15 protein-coding genes are annotated in these 18,678 nt (G+C 49.2%); 3 read left to right on the top strand and 12 right to left on the bottom strand.

Annotated features, from left to right (window positions below; genetic code table 11):
* The first annotated feature begins 18 nt into the window (after window positions 1-18).
* Complete coding sequence (gene lexA, locus H8730_RS06445; RefSeq protein WP_177720173.1) at window positions 19-684, top strand: transcriptional repressor LexA; 666 nt, start codon at window positions 19-21, stop codon at window positions 682-684.
* An 86-nt stretch (window positions 685-770) separates the two neighbouring features.
* On the opposite strand, the gene H8730_RS06440 is transcribed toward lexA, so the two are convergent.
* Complete coding sequence (locus H8730_RS06440) at window positions 771-1,964, bottom strand: ribose-phosphate pyrophosphokinase (protein ID WP_177720174.1); 1,194 nt, start codon at window positions 1,962-1,964, stop codon at window positions 771-773.
* 225 nt (window positions 1,965-2,189) lie between these two features.
* Between H8730_RS06440 and H8730_RS06435 the strand changes: the two genes are divergently transcribed.
* On the top strand, window positions 2,190-3,632 hold the full coding sequence (locus H8730_RS06435; protein ID WP_177720175.1) for a spore germination protein: 1,443 nt from the start codon (window positions 2,190-2,192) through the stop codon (window positions 3,630-3,632).
* Between the two features lie 87 nt (window positions 3,633-3,719).
* Window positions 3,720-4,658 carry a YhfC family glutamic-type intramembrane protease gene (locus tag H8730_RS06430; protein ID WP_177720176.1) on the top strand — a complete coding sequence of 313 codons (939 nt, stop codon included), beginning with the start codon at window positions 3,720-3,722 and terminating at the stop codon, window positions 4,656-4,658.
* A gap of 23 nt (window positions 4,659-4,681) precedes the next feature.
* On the opposite strand, the gene H8730_RS06425 is transcribed toward H8730_RS06430, so the two are convergent.
* From H8730_RS06425 to eno, 11 genes are all read right to left on the bottom strand, one after another.
* Complete coding sequence (locus tag H8730_RS06425) at window positions 4,682-6,487, bottom strand: ABC transporter ATP-binding protein (protein WP_177720177.1); 1,806 nt, start codon at window positions 6,485-6,487, stop codon at window positions 4,682-4,684.
* Window positions 6,480-8,219 (bottom strand): ABC transporter ATP-binding protein, encoded by a 1,740-nt coding sequence (locus H8730_RS06420; RefSeq protein ID WP_177720178.1) that lies wholly within the window; start codon window positions 8,217-8,219, stop codon window positions 6,480-6,482. Before H8730_RS06420 ends, H8730_RS06425 begins: the two co-directional genes overlap by 8 nt.
* Before the next feature lie 153 nt (window positions 8,220-8,372).
* The gene (locus H8730_RS06415) at window positions 8,373-9,701 is read right to left on the bottom strand and encodes an MATE family efflux transporter (protein WP_177720181.1); all 1,329 of its coding nucleotides are present in this window, start codon (window positions 9,699-9,701) and stop codon (window positions 8,373-8,375) included.
* 11 nt (window positions 9,702-9,712) lie between these two features.
* A complete protein-coding gene (locus H8730_RS06410; protein WP_177720179.1) occupies window positions 9,713-10,150 on the bottom strand; it encodes a MarR family winged helix-turn-helix transcriptional regulator in 438 nt (145 codons plus the stop codon).
* 142 nt (window positions 10,151-10,292) lie between these two features.
* The gene (locus H8730_RS06405) at window positions 10,293-11,264 is read right to left on the bottom strand and encodes a hypothetical protein (protein WP_249289581.1); all 972 of its coding nucleotides are present in this window, start codon (window positions 11,262-11,264) and stop codon (window positions 10,293-10,295) included.
* Between the two features lies 1 nt (window position 11,265).
* Entirely contained in the window at window positions 11,266-11,829 is a 564-nt protein-coding gene (locus tag H8730_RS06400; protein ID WP_177718877.1) for an RNA polymerase sigma factor, read from the bottom strand.
* A 96-nt stretch (window positions 11,830-11,925) separates the two neighbouring features.
* A complete protein-coding gene (locus tag H8730_RS06395) occupies window positions 11,926-13,932 on the bottom strand; it encodes an FAD-binding protein (protein ID WP_177718875.1) in 2,007 nt (668 codons plus the stop codon).
* 20 nt (window positions 13,933-13,952) lie between these two features.
* On the bottom strand, window positions 13,953-15,023 hold the full coding sequence (locus H8730_RS06390) for a pyridoxal phosphate-dependent aminotransferase (RefSeq protein ID WP_177718873.1): 1,071 nt from the start codon (window positions 15,021-15,023) through the stop codon (window positions 13,953-13,955).
* A 20-nt stretch (window positions 15,024-15,043) separates the two neighbouring features.
* A complete protein-coding gene (locus H8730_RS06385) occupies window positions 15,044-15,754 on the bottom strand; it encodes a LytR/AlgR family response regulator transcription factor (RefSeq protein ID WP_177718871.1) in 711 nt (236 codons plus the stop codon).
* Window positions 15,755-17,113: a sensor histidine kinase gene (locus H8730_RS06380; RefSeq protein WP_177718869.1), complete on the bottom strand. Its 1,359-nt coding sequence runs from the start codon at window positions 17,111-17,113 to the stop codon at window positions 15,755-15,757. It lies immediately after the preceding gene.
* 173 nt (window positions 17,114-17,286) lie between these two features.
* Window positions 17,287-18,600 (bottom strand): phosphopyruvate hydratase, encoded by a 1,314-nt coding sequence (eno, locus tag H8730_RS06375; RefSeq protein WP_177720385.1) that lies wholly within the window; start codon window positions 18,598-18,600, stop codon window positions 17,287-17,289.
* Between the last annotated feature and the right edge of the window lie 78 nt (window positions 18,601-18,678).

Raw genomic sequence — 18,678 nt, 5'->3', positions numbered from 1 at the left:
CCATTTGAGGTGATACGCGTGTCCGATTTATCAAAAAAACAACAAGAGATTTTAGATTATGTCGTCGCTCAACAGGCTGTTAAGGGATATCCCCCGTCGGTGCGGGAGATCTGCGCTGCTGTGAACCTCCGCTCGACGTCAACCGTCCACGGTCATCTAGAGCGCTTGGAGAGAAAGGGCTTTATTCGCAGAGATCCGACCAAACCTCGCGCAATCGAGATATTGGAGAAGAGCTTTGAGCAAGCGTCGCCTGCCGCCCGGCCGCCGCAGCCGGAGGCGGAGGTCATCCCTTTCCCCGGCCCCCAGCCAGAACTTGTCAACGTGCCCATTATCGGAAAGGTTACGGCGGGAGAGCCGATCCTGGCCGTTGAGAATATCGAAGATTACTTTCCAATCCCAGTTCAGTATACTCATAACAGCGAGGTCTTCATGCTCCGCGTTCGCGGTGAGAGCATGATCAACGCTGGTATTCTGGAGGACGACCTAATTCTGGTCCGCCGTCAGAGCAGCGCTGAGAACAACGATATCGTCGTCGCACTGCTCGGCGACAGCGTAACCGTGAAGTCATTCTTTCGGGAGGATGGGTACATACGCTTGCAGCCTCAGAACGATTTTATGGACCCGATTTTGGTGCGGGACTGCGAGATTTTGGGAAAGGTGATCGGACTGTACCGGGAGTATTGACTATCAGAACGCGTATTTCTGCCAACTAAACAGGGACACAGCCCGGTATTGTGCTGTGCCCCTTTTATTATTATTCGAGGAACCGATCATTCATCATCTTCTTCGAATAACTCCAACTGCATAGCCTGCTTTTCCGCATGGCGGGCGACCAAGTCGTTGATCTTTGCCAGGGGATCCAGCAGAAGACTGATGGACATGTCATGGTTCATAGAAGCGATAAAATACGCGACATATTTGGAGACATCCACCTCATAGTACCAGGGAGCCTCCAACAATTCCGGACGGCGGTAGGTCAAATTGGTGGACAGCACGCCGGACAGATATCCATTCTCAACAGCCTCCGTGAATTTGTCGACCCCTTCCGTAAAGAGCGCGTAGGTACAACCCGCGAAGATGCGACCAGCCCCTCTCTTGCGCAGATCGTAGGCGATATCCAACATCGAATCTCCGGAGGAGATGATATCATCGTAGATAAAGACATCTTTTCCATGGATATCGTTGCCAAGAAATTCATGGGCAACAATGGGGTTGCGCCCATTGACGATACGGGAATAATCCCGGCGCTTATAATACATACCCATATCCACACCCAAAACAGAGGCATAATATACATTTCGATCGATGGCCCCTTCATCAGGACTGACCACCATGAAAGAATCTTTATTGATCACAATATCCGGGACGTGGTGCAGCAAAGCCTTTAATGTCTGATACGAGGGCATGACATTGTCGAATCCCATCAAGGGGACGGCATTCTGTACACGCGGGTCATGGGCGTCAAAGGTGATGATGGAATGAACGCCCATATTGCGTAGCTCTTGCAGCGCAACTGCACAGTCCAATGATTCGCGGGATGTGCGGCGATGCTGCCGTCCGCCATACAAAATGGGCATGATGACCGTAATGCGGTGTGCCTTTCCGCCGACGGCTTCAATGGCTCGCTTCAGATCCTGATAGTGATCATCCGGCGACATGGGAACCGGTTGTCCGAACATGGAGTACGTGCAATTATAGTTCCCCACATCCGTCAGCAAATACACGTCCATTCCCCGCACCGATTGACCGATGACCGCCTTCGCATCTCCCGTCTGAAAACGAGGACAAGAGACGCCGACTAAAAATGAATCCGCATCTTTCTGCGGCCCCTCCAGCCTAGAGTAAAGCTTCTTTAAATGTCCATCAACTTTTTTTCCAAATTCAGAGGCGCTGTCCATTGCCACGAGTCCCAGATTCGCCACCTGCAAATGGGTTATACTTTCTGTTGACGCATCAAAAGGCATTGTACTATCCCTACTTTCTTAATTTTACGGAGGCTATGTAACATCCCCGTTTCGTCACTGCCATTATATCATACTCCAACGAGTATTGCCAGACATATTTCGAGGTTTTTTGTGTATTTGGTAGTCTTAGCCGATAGGGATTCCGTATCTTTCGATCTCCATGGGAATAAATTCCCGATCCCTGGGAAAACTATCAGAAAATTGTTTTCTCCCTGAGGTGAAATTATGCAGATTTTTAAAGATTTGGAACAAAATATTGGTCTGTTTGAGAAGAAACTTCCGATTCAAAAGAGCTTTGATTTAGTGGGGCGAAGGCTTATCATCGCTGGTAAACCCGCCTATTATCTATTGGTAGACGGGCTTAGCAAAGATGACGTGCTTCTTCGGCTGTTTCAGCATATCCAAGGTCAGCAAGGGATTGAGGATATGGAAACACTGGAGTCGTTTTTACAGAATCAGATCGGGTATATTGAGACGACGTTGGAGCGCGACGTGGACCTTATGATGAAGGCCATCCTGTCTGGTCAGACCCTACTCCTGATCGACGGTTTCGATCAAGCCATTCTGCTGGATATGCGGACCTACCCCGTTCGAAGTCCTCAAGAACCTGACTTAGAAAAGGTGACCCGGGGCTCTCGGGATGGCTTAGTGGAAACAATCGTTTTCAACACGGCTCTTGTTCGGCGACGCGTGCGGGACCCCAATCTTGTATACGAAATGAAAGAGGTTGGTTCAAAGTCCTGCACGGATGTGGTCATCGGGTATATCGATGGTTTAGCGGATCCGCATCTTGTGGCGCATCTTCGCGAGGCATTGGACAATATTCATGTGGATGCGCTTCTGATGGGCGAAAAAACTCTGGAAGAATTGTTGATTAAAAAGCGATGGTATAATCCATTTCCACAGGCGAAATTTACGGAGCGGCCAGATGTGGTGGCCGCCCATCTTTTGGAGGGACACGTTGTCTTGATGGTGGACAACTCGCCGTCCGCCATGCTGTTCCCGGCCACGCTGTTTCATTTTACACAGCACTCGGAAGACTATTATCAAAATCCCCTGGTGGGAACCTATATCCGCTGGATCCGTTTTTTCGCCATTCTCATCAGTCTCTTGTTTACCCCTCTTTGGCTTCTGTTAGCGCAAAATCCGGATTTCGTGCCATCGATCCTACAGTTTATGATTCCAACAGAATCTGCGGCGATTCCGCTCTTTGTCCAACTCCTTCTGGTAGAACTCGGGTTGGAGATTCTGCGGATGGCGTCGATTCATACCCCCTCAAGCCTTACAACGGCTATGGGGATCATCGGCGGATTGATCCTCGGCCAATATGCCATTGAGGTAAACCTGTTGATTCCAGATACCGTTCTCTATATGGCCATTGCGGGGCTTGCCACATACGCGGTGCCAAGCGTTGAGTTCGGCATGGCCATACGCATCTATCGGATCTTCATCCTGCTGCTGACTGGCCTATTTGACGTGTGGGGATTTGCCATAGGGTTTATCCTGTTCCTTCTGGTTTTAGTTACAACCCGTTCTTTCAGCGGCCTTCGATACACATGGCCTCTACTCCCCTTCGACGGGCGAGCTCTGTCCAATGTCCTAATTCGAAAACCCATCATTGAAGTCAAACGGCATGAGAAAGAAAATCGTAGAAAACCGGTGAAATAATGTGAAAAAAGCTTCACAAACGGAACCGCTTGTTGTATAATAATACAATATCTGTAAATGTATTGAATACGCAGGAGGGCTTGCTGAATGATTGAAACCAGTACCATCGTAGGGTTGTATGTTGCCGGAGTGTTGGAGATCACCATTCCACTGTTTGCTCTATATTTTCTATACCGCCGCCACCGCTACTCCATTTCTTCCCTTTTCTTTGGAATCCTTATCTACTTCGCCTCAACAAAAGTTTTGATTCCCGGAATTACATCTCTTATCGGCGCGTTTCCAGGGGCATTAGAGTATCTGGAGAGTCAGTTTTATCTGTTAGTCTTGATTTTATCCGTTATTACGGCGCTCTTTCAGCTTCCTATCCAATACCTTGCCGTCCGCTTCACCCGCAAGGGGAAATGGACGATCTATGACACCCTGGCCATGGGGCTCGCGTACTGGCTACCAGCCATATTCAGCAACAGCGCTACCATGATCAGCCAGGGGAGCCTTTCCCGCACAGTCAACAGTGGAAAGATTGAGGAATTGGTTACGGAGACGATTACAATCGATCAGGTGGAAGGACTTGTCCAGCAGATACGGTCGCTTAATTTCTTTACTGTCCAAGTTCAGATGATCACACAGCTATTCATGGTCGTCATCAACGTGGCGCTGGTCTTATTGGTCTATCACAGCGTCAAACGAAAGAAGATCTGGGTGCTCTATGTCGGAATCGGAATCAACATCGCGTATCTGATCAGTGTCAATTATGTTGAAAAATGGCTCGGATACTGGCCATCCAACGCGGTTTTCCTTATCATAGCCGCTGGCGCTGTCTACTTTATCGCCCGGTACATGAAATGGTATAAGATTCAACAGGCTCAGCTGCTGCAAAAGAAAAAGGAATACAAAGAGCGGCAGCGCGCGAAAGCTGCCGCCAACATGAAGGCTAAGGAGGAAGCCAAAAGGCTCGCAGAAGAACAAAAATGCGCAGCGGCGCAGAGCGAGACGCCACAAGCCCCCTCCTCCACTCCCGAAGACTGAGGTACAAGTACTCCTAGTACTTTTTATGCAAACTGGCTGTAATACAGCGCAGCATATGCACCCTTCGCAGCAAGCAGCTCTTTATGATTGCCCTGTTCGATAATATTGCCGTTTTCCATAAACAGAATGTTATCCGCATCACGAATCGTGGAAAGCCGGTGCGCGATTACAAAGCTTGTTCTGCCACTCATCAGTTGCTTCATAGCCTTGCCAATTTCTGCCTCGGTTCGTGTATCCACGCTGGAGGTTGCCTCATCCAATATGATCACAGGTGGATTGCAAAGGAACACACGGGCAATGGTAATAAGCTGCCTTTGGCCTACTGAGAGATTTGCCGCATCGTTATCCAATACTGTGTTGTAGCCCTGCGGCATGGTGCGGATAAAGTAATCGACCTTGGCTGCCTTGGCGGCGGCTTTAATCTCCTCCATTGTCGCGTCTGGCCTTCCATAGGCGATATTTTCTGCAATTGTTCCGCCAAATAGCCATGTATCCTGAAGCACCATGCCGAAATTGTGACGCAAATCCTGTCTCGTCAGATCGGTGGTGCGGATACCGTCGATCGTGATTTGTCCGCCATTTACTTCATAGAACCGCATGAGCAAGTTGATCAGCGTTGTTTTACCAGCTCCGGTGGAACCAACGACAGCAATCTTCTGCCCAGGCTTTGCTGTAAAGCTGATATTTTTCATAAGAATCTTATCCGGCGTATATCCGAAGCTGACATTCTCAAATGAGACTTTTCCTTTTGCTTTTTCCAGAGGGATGGGAGTGGAGGTATCCGGTATTTCTTCTGCCGCATCCAGGAAATGGAATGTACGCTCTGCAGAGGCAAGGGCTGCCTGCAGAGAGTTAATCATATACGAGGTTTCGGTAAGCGGTTCTGCCGCCATGTTCATGTACTGGAAGAATGCCTGGACAACACCGAGAGACATTCTACCTTGCAGCATCCAATGGCAGGCGAGGAGCATAATGGCCGCCTGTGACAACCGGGAAAGCATACGTATCAATGGGTTTACACAGTTTGTCAAAAAGTCGGTCTTTTTTGTTGCGGCACGGAGCTCATCCACTGCAGTGTTGACTGTTTCAATGCTCTCCTGTTCATGGTTATAGGCCCGGATGACATCTCTCCCTGTGTAATATTCTTCTGCAATACCTGTGAGGTAGGCAAGCGCCCGCTGCCGGTCAGCAGCACATTCGAGATTTTTCTTTGCCACAGCTTTGGTCACACTAAGACTCACGACCGTAAAAGCAAGAAATACAAGCATCAGCAAAACACTGTAATAAAACATAAAGGCCATCGCGCCAACCAGCGTACCAATTGCAGTCAGCAGCTTCAAAAGTCCTGTCTGCAGAGTTTCTGATACTTTATCCAGGTCGCTCGTCACACGGCTTAAGATCTCACCGGGTTTGTTCCCATCAAAAAATCGGAGAGGTAGCTTATTCAGCTTATGACTAATCTGTTTCCGCAAGGTCAAAATCAGCCGCTCTGCAACACTCGCCATCAGGTATGCTTGGAAATGATAAAACACACTCGTAAGGATATACATAAGAAATAGCGCCAGCATTTTCATACCGAGCGGATTCCACTCGATGGAAAACTTAGCTCCAGTACTCACACAATTCCGAATCGCAGTGAGCAGATGGTCAATCACCCCTGCACTATAATATGGTGTAAAGATATTAAGTGCCGTATACAAAACAATGCAGATTGCGACGATGATCAAACGGCTGCGTTGGTTCTTAAGCTGCCCAAACAATCGCTTTGCCGTTATACCGGCATTTTCCGGTATTTCTTTATCAAATGTAACAGTTCTCTTATCACTCATGTTCACTTGCCTCCTTCGTCTGTGAGTCATAGATTTCTTTATAGATCGGGGAATTTGTAAGCAGTTCCTCATGCTTTCCAATTCCCACCGGCTCGCCTTCGTGCAGGACAATGATACTGTCCGCATGGAGAATGGTACTGATTCTCTGTGCAATAATCACAACCGCAGCATCTTTCGTTTCCGGAATCAGCGCCTTTCTCAGTGCAGCATCCGTTTTGAAATCAAGGGCGGAGAAGCTGTCATCAAAAATGTAAAGCTCCGGTCTCTTTACCAGGGCACGGGCGATGGAGAGACGCTGTTTCTGCCCTCCTGAAAAGTTGGTGCCGCCCTGAGCCACAAAGGATTCCAGCTTATCCGGCAGCGCCTCAACGAAGTCCTTAGCCTGTGCAATGGAAAGGGCGTGCCATAACTGCTCATCTGTAGCCTCCGAGTTACCGTATCTCAGGTTTTCTGCAATGGTTCCTGAAAACAGCCATGCTCTTTGCTGTACAAAGGAAAGGCGTTCCCGGAGCTGACTCTGCGGCATTTCCCGAATATCGACGCCATTCAGCAGCACCACGCCGTCTGTAACCTCGTTGAAACGCATCATCAGGGAAGCGACTGTGGACTTTCCGCTTCCTGTACCGCCGATAATTGCTGTCGTCTCCCCACGCCTGCAGGTAAAGTTAAGGTTTTTCAAGGTATATTCATCGGCATCCGCAAAACGGAAGGATACTTTTTTAAAGGTCAGGACATCCTGACAATTTTCTTTTTCTTCGGCCCATTTGTTCTTCCTGTCGGCAATCGTCGGAGAGAAATTCATCATTTCACTGACACGGTTACAGCACTCAAGAGCGCGGGGAAGCGTCAGAATCACCATCTGTGCCATCATCAAAAAAAACAGAGAAAGCATGGCATACTCGATGATCGCCGTAATATCACCAATTTGGAAATGCCCGGCCGTGATGCGGAATCCACTGAATGTATAAACTAAAATTATAAACATATTAATTGCAAAATTAGAAATACTGTCAAGGATTGCAAAGCGTTTGTTGACCTTAATAGCGGTTCCGGCATAGTCACTGAACTCGGTATTCAAACGCTGTTCTTCACTGGATTCCTTGTCAAATGCCCTGATTACACGGACGCCTGTAATATTCTCTAAGAGCACTTTGCTCATCGTATCCAGCTTCTTTTGTAGCTTTCGAAACATGGGCGCTGTGCTTTTCATGATGATTCCCGCGACGATAGCGATGATCAGCAAAATTCCAAGCAGGATAACACCCATCAAAATATCTTTCTGAAAGGTCAGCACCAGCGAAACGACAAAGATCACTGGAACAGGGAACAGCATCTGAAAGCAACTCAGAAGTGCGAACTGAATATTTGTGATATCGGATACGGTTCTTGTTGTCACCGATGCCGTGCCAAAAGAACGGAAATCCGCCCCGGATAAGCGTAAGGTCTTTTTATATAGAGAACTCCGGATGTCTGCTCCGACTTTTGAAGTCAGGTCGGAACAGGTATAAGCGCCGAGTATCGTTGCCACGCCTGAGATAAGGGCTGCTGCGAGCATTTTGACACATGTGTTGACGAGCGCTGAAAAATCAGCTCCCGCCGCTGTACCCTGGTTTAACATATCCGCCGCAAAGGTCGGAATAATCAATGCTCCGACTACATCCACAATTACAAAGAGTATTGTGATCAGGCACAATTTCCAATGTGGTTTTAAAAACCGTAAAATAAGTTTCATAATAAAAGCATTCCTTTCCGAATTTTGAGTATAAAATATGCGCCGATTATTAAATAACCGAGCGCACTCGACATCTTTTCCGACTTTACAGCTGCGGCTGTAAGCCCTCCGATAAACGATTATTTAGTTTATAGTTTCTTGAAATGACTCAAGTTAATACTGATACTTTTTCCTCTTTACCGCAATAAAGAAGACGGTCATCATCGCTGCCACCATCTCTGCGGCAACCACAGAAAACCAGATTCCGTCGATCTCCAAAAAGACCGGCAGTATCAAGACCGCCGCCACCTGAAACACTAAGCTTCGCAGGAATGAAATCAGCGCCGAGGTTAGGCCATCATTCAGTGCGGTGAAGAAAGAGGAGCCGTAGATGGCAATCCCGGAAAACAGGAAGGAGAACGAGTAAATCGTAAACGCTCTCTTGGTCATCCCCATCAATTCCCGGTCATAGCCTACAAAAATTCCTGCCAGCGGCTTCGCCAGAATTTCCGCCAACACGAACATGCTGACCGCGAAAATCCCAATGACAACGTAGCTCTTTCTCAGCAGCCCCTTTAACTCAAGATGGTTTTTCGCACCGTAATGATACGCCACAACCGGCGCGATCCCTGTGGAGTATCCGATAAAAATGGCCAGGAAGATCATGTTGACATACATCAAAACACCGTAGGCGGCAATTCCGTTTTCTCCGGCGTAACGCATAAGCTGGAAGTTATAGAGCATGCTGACGACGGAAGTCGAGATATTGCTCATTAGCTCTGATGAGCCATTTGTGCAGGCTTTCAGAAGCGCCTTTCCATCCAGTTCCGTTTTTGTCAGCCGAAGTTGGCTGTTGTTCTTCCGACTGAAATAAAAGATAGGGATAACGCCGCCCAATATCTGGCTGAATGCTGTCGCCAATGCGGCTCCCACAAGTCCCCATGAGAAAACGACCACAAATACAGCGTCCAGCACCATATTGGCCAGCCCGCATATAACGGTCACGGCAAGGCCGAGCTGCGGCTTTCCGGCTGTAATAAAGAAGCTCTGAAATTCAAACTGCAGCATGTAGCACGGCAGAGCAACCAGCAGAATCCGTCCATATGTCACACCGTTATCCAACATAGCCCCCTCAGCTCCCATGAGAGATGCGAGAGGGCGAAGAAAAATAAAACTGATGACGGCAATCACAATGCCGCAGATCGCTGTGCAGTAGACAAACAGCGAAAAAAGCCGCTGTGCTTTCTCGTCATCGCCTTCTCCCATGGTTTTGGAAACCAGGGCGCTACCTCCCGCGCCAAACATAAAACCAACCGACCCTAAAATCATCAGCACCGGCATGATAAAATTCACGGCAGCAAAGGGAGTCTTCCCCACAAAATTCGATACGAAAAAGCCGTCTACCACACTGTAGATGGAAGTAAAGACCATCATAATCATGGATGGAATCGTAAAAAGCAGAAGTTTTCTGTAATTAAAATGGTCTGAAAGCTGAATCGTCATGATGTTCATCTCTATAAATCCTTCATTCTGTCCTTAAACATATTTAAATACCGCTGTGTTAACTCCACATAGGTTTCCCATTCTTCCTTTGTCCAGGAAGTGTAAATATCATTTTCTATTTTCATCAGACGAAGAACGGTATTCTTCACCACCTGATTTCCCTTATCCGTGAGGTAGACCTTTTTCTTCTTGCCGCTGAACGCTTCCAGATAGACAATGTCCTCGGCTTCCAGTTTCCGCAGCGCCGAATTTATCGTCTGCTTGCTTGCGCCGGACATCTGCATAATATCGCTGAGCAGGCACTCCCCATCACGGCTACAAATAGTATAAAGGATCAGCATCGCGCTGTCTGACAGCCCCAATTTCAGCGCTGCTTCATGATAAGCCGCATCAATTTCCGATGACAGAAGGTTAAATCGTTTCGTTTGTATCTCGATTCCATGTTCCATAGCGCACCTCCATAGTACGATTTCATACTCGGCATATTATAGTATGATTTCATACTTTTGTCAATCCCCTTTTTCTTTGAACTTTAAAATAAAAAGTGGGATAAAACCCAAACGGATCGTATCCCACTTTAACACTCTTTTTTTACTCTCCCCCCACCTGCGAGTTCCACATCTCCACCGTCTGTGGAAATTCACCCTCGAGAGAATCATCCTCGTAGACCGCCTGTAGGTTTCCTACTTCGTCCACGAGGAAGACGGCCAGATTTGCGCTGTCGAATGGGGCTTGAGAGTCCACCTCAATGGGTTCTACGTTCAGCGATGCCATCTCCTCCTCTGAGAACCCCAAATTCGCCGTCGGCGCATACGCATCCTCGCGAATCCATACACAGACTTGTCTATGGAGAATCGTCTCCGGCACAAACAGGGCACTGGATAGAAGAAGACCGAGATTTCCCTGTTCTGTGTGCAGCACAAAGCTCATGGTTGCGCTGTCACTCGCCACGTGCGTCACGGTACCCGTGACTGCCAGCGGCTCCCCCGCATCCATCTTTAATTTCAGCCATTCCCCCATTGGCAAGGACATATCCACGGAATTGAATAGACGCGAGTACTCCATGGCGCCGCTATATTGACTTGCCGGCTCCTCATCCTGCGACTCCCCTGCCGCCAATTTGGATTCCGCCGACTGTGCGTTATCAAATCCGACTTCATTGTACTGCTGTGGCGCGGCATTTTGTTCTCCCTCCGCCGTCCGATTCGGCATTGCGCTGTCCGTCTTTGATTGCTGAAAATTCGTAGGCACCCAGATCACAAGAAAGAGCGTCAACAAAATAGCTGCGGGTGCGACAATGGTTTTCCATATATGCTTGCCACGCTTCTTCGCAGAGCAGAATCTAGGCCTTTCGAGCTCAACCGACGGCGGCTCGATTCCCTGGGTATGGTACCAGTGCTGGAGCGCCTCCTCCGCGGAGGAGGCGGAGGAAGGGATCGGATCAAGGCGGTCAAGCCTCTTTACAAGGCGGTCAATTTTTTTGGAATCCAGTGTGTCATCGGAGACAAAGAATGTCTCGGAGATGAGCCGGAGAAAAAGTCTTTGCGCCTTCTTATCCGCCATTTTATATACCTCCTTTTGCCTGCAACACGAGCATGAGCGCTAGGACACAGACCCTCAGCAGCTCCGGGTTTTCTCGCAAACGCTTATAAATCCTAGAAAACCGCATCTTGCACGCGCCAAGACTTAAACCGTATCGCTGCGCAATTTCTTCAAGGGAGAGTCCCACTTCGAACCGGTCTTTCAACATAGCCAACTCCTGTTCCGTCACATATCCTGCAAGCTGTGCGAACTGGAAAAACTCCTCCATGACCGTCGTCTCCACAGGCGAGTTTCCATCGCTGGAAGCAGTGGACGCCACCAGATCGAAATCCAGATCCGTCATCTCCTGATGATATTTTCGTCGCAGATGATTCAGCGTTTTGTTTCTTGCTGTCAAATAAAACCACCCTGTCACATTGGGATGTGCCATCAGAGTATCGATCCGGCTAAAAGCCTCTGTAAACGTCTCTTGAACCAGATCTTCCGCCGCGTCGGCATCCTTGGCTATGCGCGCGATAAAGCGGTAAAGCCCGTCGTAGAGCTGCAAATACAGCTGTTCAAAAAACGCTTGCTCTTCCTGTCGCATAACAAATCCCCCTATTTGTGGATAGAAGGGACCTTCTATCCTATCATGTCTTTGTCTGTGCCGAATGTAACAGCATTCTATAACTTTATAGACAGGCTATTTCTGTTTCCCATGTCGAAAATCCCGCCAGCCGGTCTCAAACCAATTTTCATCCTTTGGGATGGGAACGGCGGATCTCCAGGTGCACCGGCACTGGCTATTCTCAGCCTGATATTGTAGCTCCTGAACCTGTCCCTGCAGGGTCGCATCCGATAGCCCGAATCGGAATCGATCGGGCAGTTTATCCGACGCCAATCCCCCCTGCGCGTCATAGACCAGGCAGGCTCCGCGGCTCTTGCCGCCCTGCTCTAAATAATCTTCCATCGCGGACAATACGGCAATCTGGCAGATCAACAAATCGTAGACCTTATAGCAAAGCCCCATTTCCCGCATGCTCATCGGGATCAGCGTATCGGTCACATTCCGAAGCTCATCCCGCGCTTCCTGCAATGCTTGCTGGATTCTATCCTGGCGCCGCAGCAGACCGCCGGCGAAATCCATCCGCTCCCCGATCGCTTGGACACGGCTGCGAATATTCCCCTTCTCGTGTGTCCAACGCCTTTTCTGAAGTTTTTCCACAAAGGTCTCCGCCATCTGGATGCGCCCTGAGACAGCACCACTCACCTGCTGAACAAACAGATCCGCACGCATGGGCGGCGCCGTGTAATTCGCCGTGATATAGGCTGCGGCGCGGTATCCCCCCACCTGGCCGGCATTTAAGGAAGCTCCGACTGGGACATAGATTCCATGGGTTCCAGCCACCTCTCCGATAGGAAACAGATGGCGCAGATTGCTTTCCCACCAAGTATTAACGGCCAAACCCCCATTATGATGGGCGACGGCTAAGGTGATTTCCATGGGGTCTTGCCGCAAATTGATTTCCTGATCCAACAACAATTCCATGACGGGCTGATTTAACTTGGACAATCTCTGGTACGGCAATTCCAGCAGTGCGTCGGAGCGTTGGAGAAACAGGTATGCTTCCTTATCCAGCAATGAGAAATCCAGATGAACCCCCGCCCCGGATGGATTGCGGGTATAATCCAGAAAAACCCTGCGCCCTTTCACCACAATCTCATGGTATAGGAGCAAATCCAGGATGGAGGTGCCACCCTTTCGGGTCTTCTTGGCATCGAAGGGCCATTGGGTCCCCTTCGCGAAGATGGTGTTGACCAACAGTCGAGGGTCCTCGAGATAATCGCTCAGAAATTCCCGCTCCTCATAGCCATCCTCGTTGGTCGATATGTACCGGGGAATGGCCTGATGATATGCCCCTGTAATCATATGGGGGAAGTCTGCCGCGCAAATTCCGTATTGAAACTCTGTCAGCCCAGCCCCCAGAGCGCCGGCTTCCAGTGCAATCCCGAGGGAGCTTAACTGAGAGGCAGGATACGCGGCACTGCGATATAGCCCTCCCGGACCTCCCGTTGCATAGACGATGTTGGTACAGCTAAATAAGACGAATCGCTGGTGATATTCCCGAACCTGATTTAGATTGAGGGCCAGCAGTCCTATGACGGCTTTGCCGTCAGAATCTGTCAGCAATTGAATCACCTGATGGCCATCCAGGATGGGGATCTTTCGCTTCCACACTTCCTCTTCCAGGCGCTCCGTGATCAGCCTGGAAGTAACCGGGCCGGCGGAGGTTCCCCGTTTTGCCGAATCATAGTCGCTGCGGTATCCGATATACTCCCCATATTGATTTCTCGGGAAAGGAACTCCACTCTCCGTCAGATTGTAAAAGGCCTGTCCGGACATGGCCGCCTCCACCAGCGCCACATCTCCGTCCATAGAGCCACCTGCGCTGAGATTTTTGGCCATTTTCCCAGGGCTGTCCATCTCCCATCCACAGATGGAGATCTTGTAGTACGCCTGTTTATCAGCGCTGACGTTCCGCGAAGTTCCGGCATCCGCTTTTTCGGTCAGGATTGCGATATCCTTCTGTCCCATGTCCCACAGCTGCTTGGCCGCGTTGTATCCCGCGGCGCCCGTCCCCACAATCACAGTGTTAACGGAATATACTTTAGTCGGAATCCCGTGCAAAATAATCGTATCACTTGTCACTGTCCTCACCTCTGATTCTATTATAGTCCCCGTTTTTGTATCGTTCGAATAAAATGCGCGTTGGATCTGGCATCCTTGAGCGCCACCCGAAAATGTCTTGCCGACAGATTCTCAAATCCTTCCGCCCTTCGGATCAAAATTCCCTCCTGCAAAAGTTCTGTGTAGATGTCCTCTGCCCTAGCCGTGTCCACTGCGCGAAGCAAGAAGAAGCAGGCATGTCCGGGATACACATGGACGCTGTCCCACTGAAGAAGACCGGACAAAAAAGTAGGCCGTTCCGTCTCAAACCATCGCCTCGTTTTCTCCATATATGACAGGTCTTGAAAAATACAGCGCGATGCCACAACTGCTGCCGCGTTGATGTGCCACGGCTCCATCTGCGCCTCCAACTCTTGAGCCCAAGCCGTATTGGATGTAATGCCATATCCCAATCGCAGTCCTGGCATACCGAAAAACTTTGTCGCCGCGCGGACAACCATGAGATTGGGATGGGATGGCACCGCCTCGACCATGGATTGGGCTAAGCTCTGGCGGGAGAATTCAATGAAGCATTCATCCACCATGAGATAGGCGCCTTTCCTCTGAAGCTCGTCCAAAAAAGGACGAAGCTCCGAGCCTAGAAGCAGTTGTCCAGTTGGATTGTTGGGATTGCAGAGCAGACAGAGAGTGCCATTCTTTATGTACGGGAGCAGCGCTGAAAGATTGGGGCGAAACTCCTCCTCCTCCTTCAATGGTACGGCCGTACAGGGCTTTCCGGCAAAGGAAGCGGCCCTAGCATACTCGTTAAAGGTGGGAACGCTAATCACAACATCCATTATGGAGGACCATGTCATGGCCTTATAAAAGATTTCCGCAGACCCATTTCCAAGAATGACCGAGACATCCGGCTCCGCCCCCCCAGCGTACAAATACTGCCTTACGCTCCGCTTCACCTCTCGATACTGGAGATCCGGATATCTCGTGAATTCCTCCATATGCTGCAACAGGGCTCTCTGGAAACTATCCGGGACACCAAAAGGGTTAATGTTCGAGCTATAGTCGAGAAGCGGCGGCCCCTCGAAATCCCATATATTTCCTCCGTGAATATTCATAGGGCACTACATCCTCCGTTTTACCGCAAATATTTTTGAAATTCTTCAATCGCCCTATCCCGCCTGTGCCGGCTCAGGGGCAGAAATGGGACGGTTTGACTGCGCAATTTGACCTGATCGGATTCAAAGGCGTATATGTAGCGCTGATTTACCAAATAGCCGCTGTGTATTCGAATGAATCCAGAATCTTTCAATTCCTTCTCTTTATGCCCGATGCTCTCCCGGCTTCGATATGTCTCGGTTTCCGTCACCGTCATAAGATAGTTGCGCTCACTCTCGAAATATATGATTTCGTTTTTATATAGATAGATCGGCCCTCCATTGGTCCTGATCTCCAGAAGCTGACCGGATTCCTCCAGCGACGTGATTCCGGAGGATACCACCTCCTGGATTTCGCTGGAAAAGAAGCGCTTTCGAATGAAGCGAAAGGGATGGTATTGCAGCGATGGATAGACCAATTCCTCGTGGCTCGTCACAAACACAATCAGAGATTGCGGATGGTGTGCCACCACTTCTTTGGCGATATCGAAGCCTGTAATATCCGGCATATCCATGTCCAGGAAGACCATATGATACGCCATAACCGCCAACTGCTCCATGAGCTTGTGCGGGTCGGTAAAGAGATGGGGAGTGCAGATTCGATTCTGCTTGGAAAATTCAATCTGTATGTTCTCCCCGAGATAGTGTGTCATCGCTGCATCGTCATCGCAGATGGCAATGGTAAAGTTCATCTATCGATCTGCCTCCGTTTCATTTTGATTCGGTGCCTCGGATTCCCTACAGTTGGGAAGCAAAACCTGGACACAAAAATAGCCATCTTTTTCATAGAAGTCAACATGACCTTTATACCGCTCCACAATCTTCCGTATCACCGTCACCCCAATGCCGTGATTCATCACATCCTCCTTTGACGTGGACATATGAGGATTTTCAGCTAGCACACTGTCCTGGATGTGATTTCGCACAAGTATACGGTGATACCCCCTCTTCGTTGACAGCTCCAGCCCGACATCCCTCCAGGATACAGGCAGCTTTGCACTGGCCTCCATGGCATTATCCAGGATATTGCCCAGGAGCGAGTGGAAATCCATCGGTTCCATAAAAGCGAAATCCGTGTCCTCGATCTGAATTTTCACCGGAATCTCCTGCTCAGCCGCTAAAGACAGCCGTGTGTTGAGTACGAAATTTAGAAAATCATTTTCGGTGTGGACATAGTTTTGAATTTGATTGATCTTCCCTCTCAATTCCTCAATGTATGCAAGGGTCTCCGGGACATGTCCCTCCTCCAGCGCATGGGCAATGTATAAAAGGTGATTTTTCATCTCATGTTTCATATTTCGGGTCTGATCATAGAATCGTTTCAGATCCTCCATGTTTTTGCGCTCATATTTGTTCTGTTGGCGGAGCAGCCGGTTTTCCAGTGCAAGCTGTCCCTCCTTGCCCAGCTTGCTAAATAAATAGAACATCGTCATATTGATTACGAGGACACCGAGAACGGAGATAATCAGATATAGAGAATTTAAATCCCGTATCTGATTGTCTATAGCCGCGTCCATGATCACAACCATAAAAAGGATGGTAATGACGGGAATTAAGGAGACGATGACGACATGCAGCTTATTATACGGGTACTGGGCGACGTATTTGAATCGCAAAAATACTCTAGTCGCATAATATAAAAAGATTTCCGCTAAAACAGTGACAATGGAGTGATAGAGGCCCTGCCCTTCCAGGAGAAGGCTGAGATTGACGTCCAGAATATTGCCAGCGAAAATGGCAACCAAAACTTGGGATGTCACGAGGGATAGCGGAAAAAAGAGACAGGACATGATCTTCCCTGCCATGGAACCTCCTAGAAAGTACAAAGCGTATAAAAATACCATGCCAGTCCGGATAAATAGTTTAGCCTCCGGTGCAAACTGCTGATAGCCCGCCACCGCGACTAAAGTATAGATCAGGATTGTGACGATGATAAATGCTGTGGTGCTGATCCTGCGATTCCACTTTAGCCCATTGTAACGAGTTACAAACTCCATATATAATAGGGATTCAAATAATGATATCCAAAAGTCCGCAAAGGTCCACCCCATTGTTCTTCTCCTGTTTACCGTAGGATAGATTTAGTATACCGTAAATTGTCATGGCAGGCAAGTCCTTTTTCTTTTTATAGTTGTTAGACTGCGATTTTCTTCCTCAAGAAAACAGAAGCGCTGCAAGGGGGAAGCGGTCCCCCTTGCAGCGCTTCTGTTAGCCATGTGACTCCTTAGCGCAAATTGAACCACGCCTTCAGTCCCCAGTACTCTGCACTTTTTCCCAGTTCTTCCTCTATGCGCAGCAGTTGATTATACTTTGCGGTGCGGTCAGACCGGCACGGCGCGCCGGTCTTAATCTGCCCTGCATTGACGCCCACCACAATATCTGCGATGGTGGTATCTTCCGTCTCTCCGCTCCGGTGGGATACTACAGCTGTATACCCAGCTCGGTTTGCCATCTCAATGGCGTTGAGTGTCTCTGTCAAGGTTCCAATCTGATTGACTTTGATTAAGATGGAATTGCCGACCTTCTCTGTAATTCCTTTTTCCAACCGCTGTGTATTGGTCACAAATAGATCGTCGCCAACAAGTTGGATCCGGTCTCCAAGGCGGCTGGTGAGCAGTTTCCATCCCTCCCAGTCATTTTCATCCAACCCATCTTCCAGAGAAATGATTGGAAATTTGTCACACAGATTCTGATAGTACTGAACCATCTCATCCGCTGTTCGGTAGATTTCTTCCCCCCGCATTTGACTTTCACCGGCGAAATAATAGGCTTTTCTGTCCGGCTGATACATTTCGGAGGACGCAGCGTCTATGGCGAAGCGAATATCCCGTCCCGGCTCGTAGGCCGCTTTTTCCACCGCCTCCAGCAGGAGCTCCAGAGCCTCTTCGGAAGAAGCGAGATTGGGAGCAAATCCTCCCTCGTCCCCGATAGCCGAAGATAACCCTTTCCCATGCAGGACTTTCTTCAACTGCTGATAGACTTCCGCGCACATCCGAAGCCCTTCTTGAAAGCTGGCCGCGCCGACGGGCATGATCATAAACTCTTGCAAGTCCACGGTATTGTCCGCGTGGACGCCCCCATTTAAAATATTCATCATGGGTACCGGCAAAACTTTGGCGTTGCAGCCACCAATATACTGATACAGGCTCATTCCCAGCACCTCCGCCGCGGCGCGGGCAGCGGCCAGGGAAACGCCTAGAATGGCATTGGCGCCCAGACGGCTTTTGTTCGGCGTACCGTCCAACGCGATCAAAGCCGCATCGATTGCCGGCTGATCCAGTATATTCATTCCTCGAATCGCACCGCGGATTTCAGTGTTAACGTTTGACACCGCTTTCTGTACGCCTTTTCCGCCATAACGCCGTTCCTCGTCCCGAAGCTCCACCGCCTCATGCTCCCCTGTGGAAGCGCCCGACGGCACAGCGGCGCGGCCAAGGGTACCATCCTCCGTTATCACATCGACTTCAATGGTTGGATTTGCTCTAGAATCCAGAATCTCTCTGGCATGGATCTCTTGTATTGCGATATTTTGTCTCATTCGATCAAACTCCTTCTCGCCTGTTGACTCCTATTGTATGCCGTATCCTCCGGCACCATGAAATTAGTATGGAAAATT

It is taken from the genome of Bianquea renquensis (assembly GCF_014384895.1).
GTDB lineage: Bacteria > Bacillota > Clostridia > Lachnospirales > Bianqueaceae > Bianquea > Bianquea renquensis.
The sequence above is the reverse complement of the archived record's forward strand: the minus strand, read 5'-3'. Positions and strand labels throughout refer to the sequence as shown.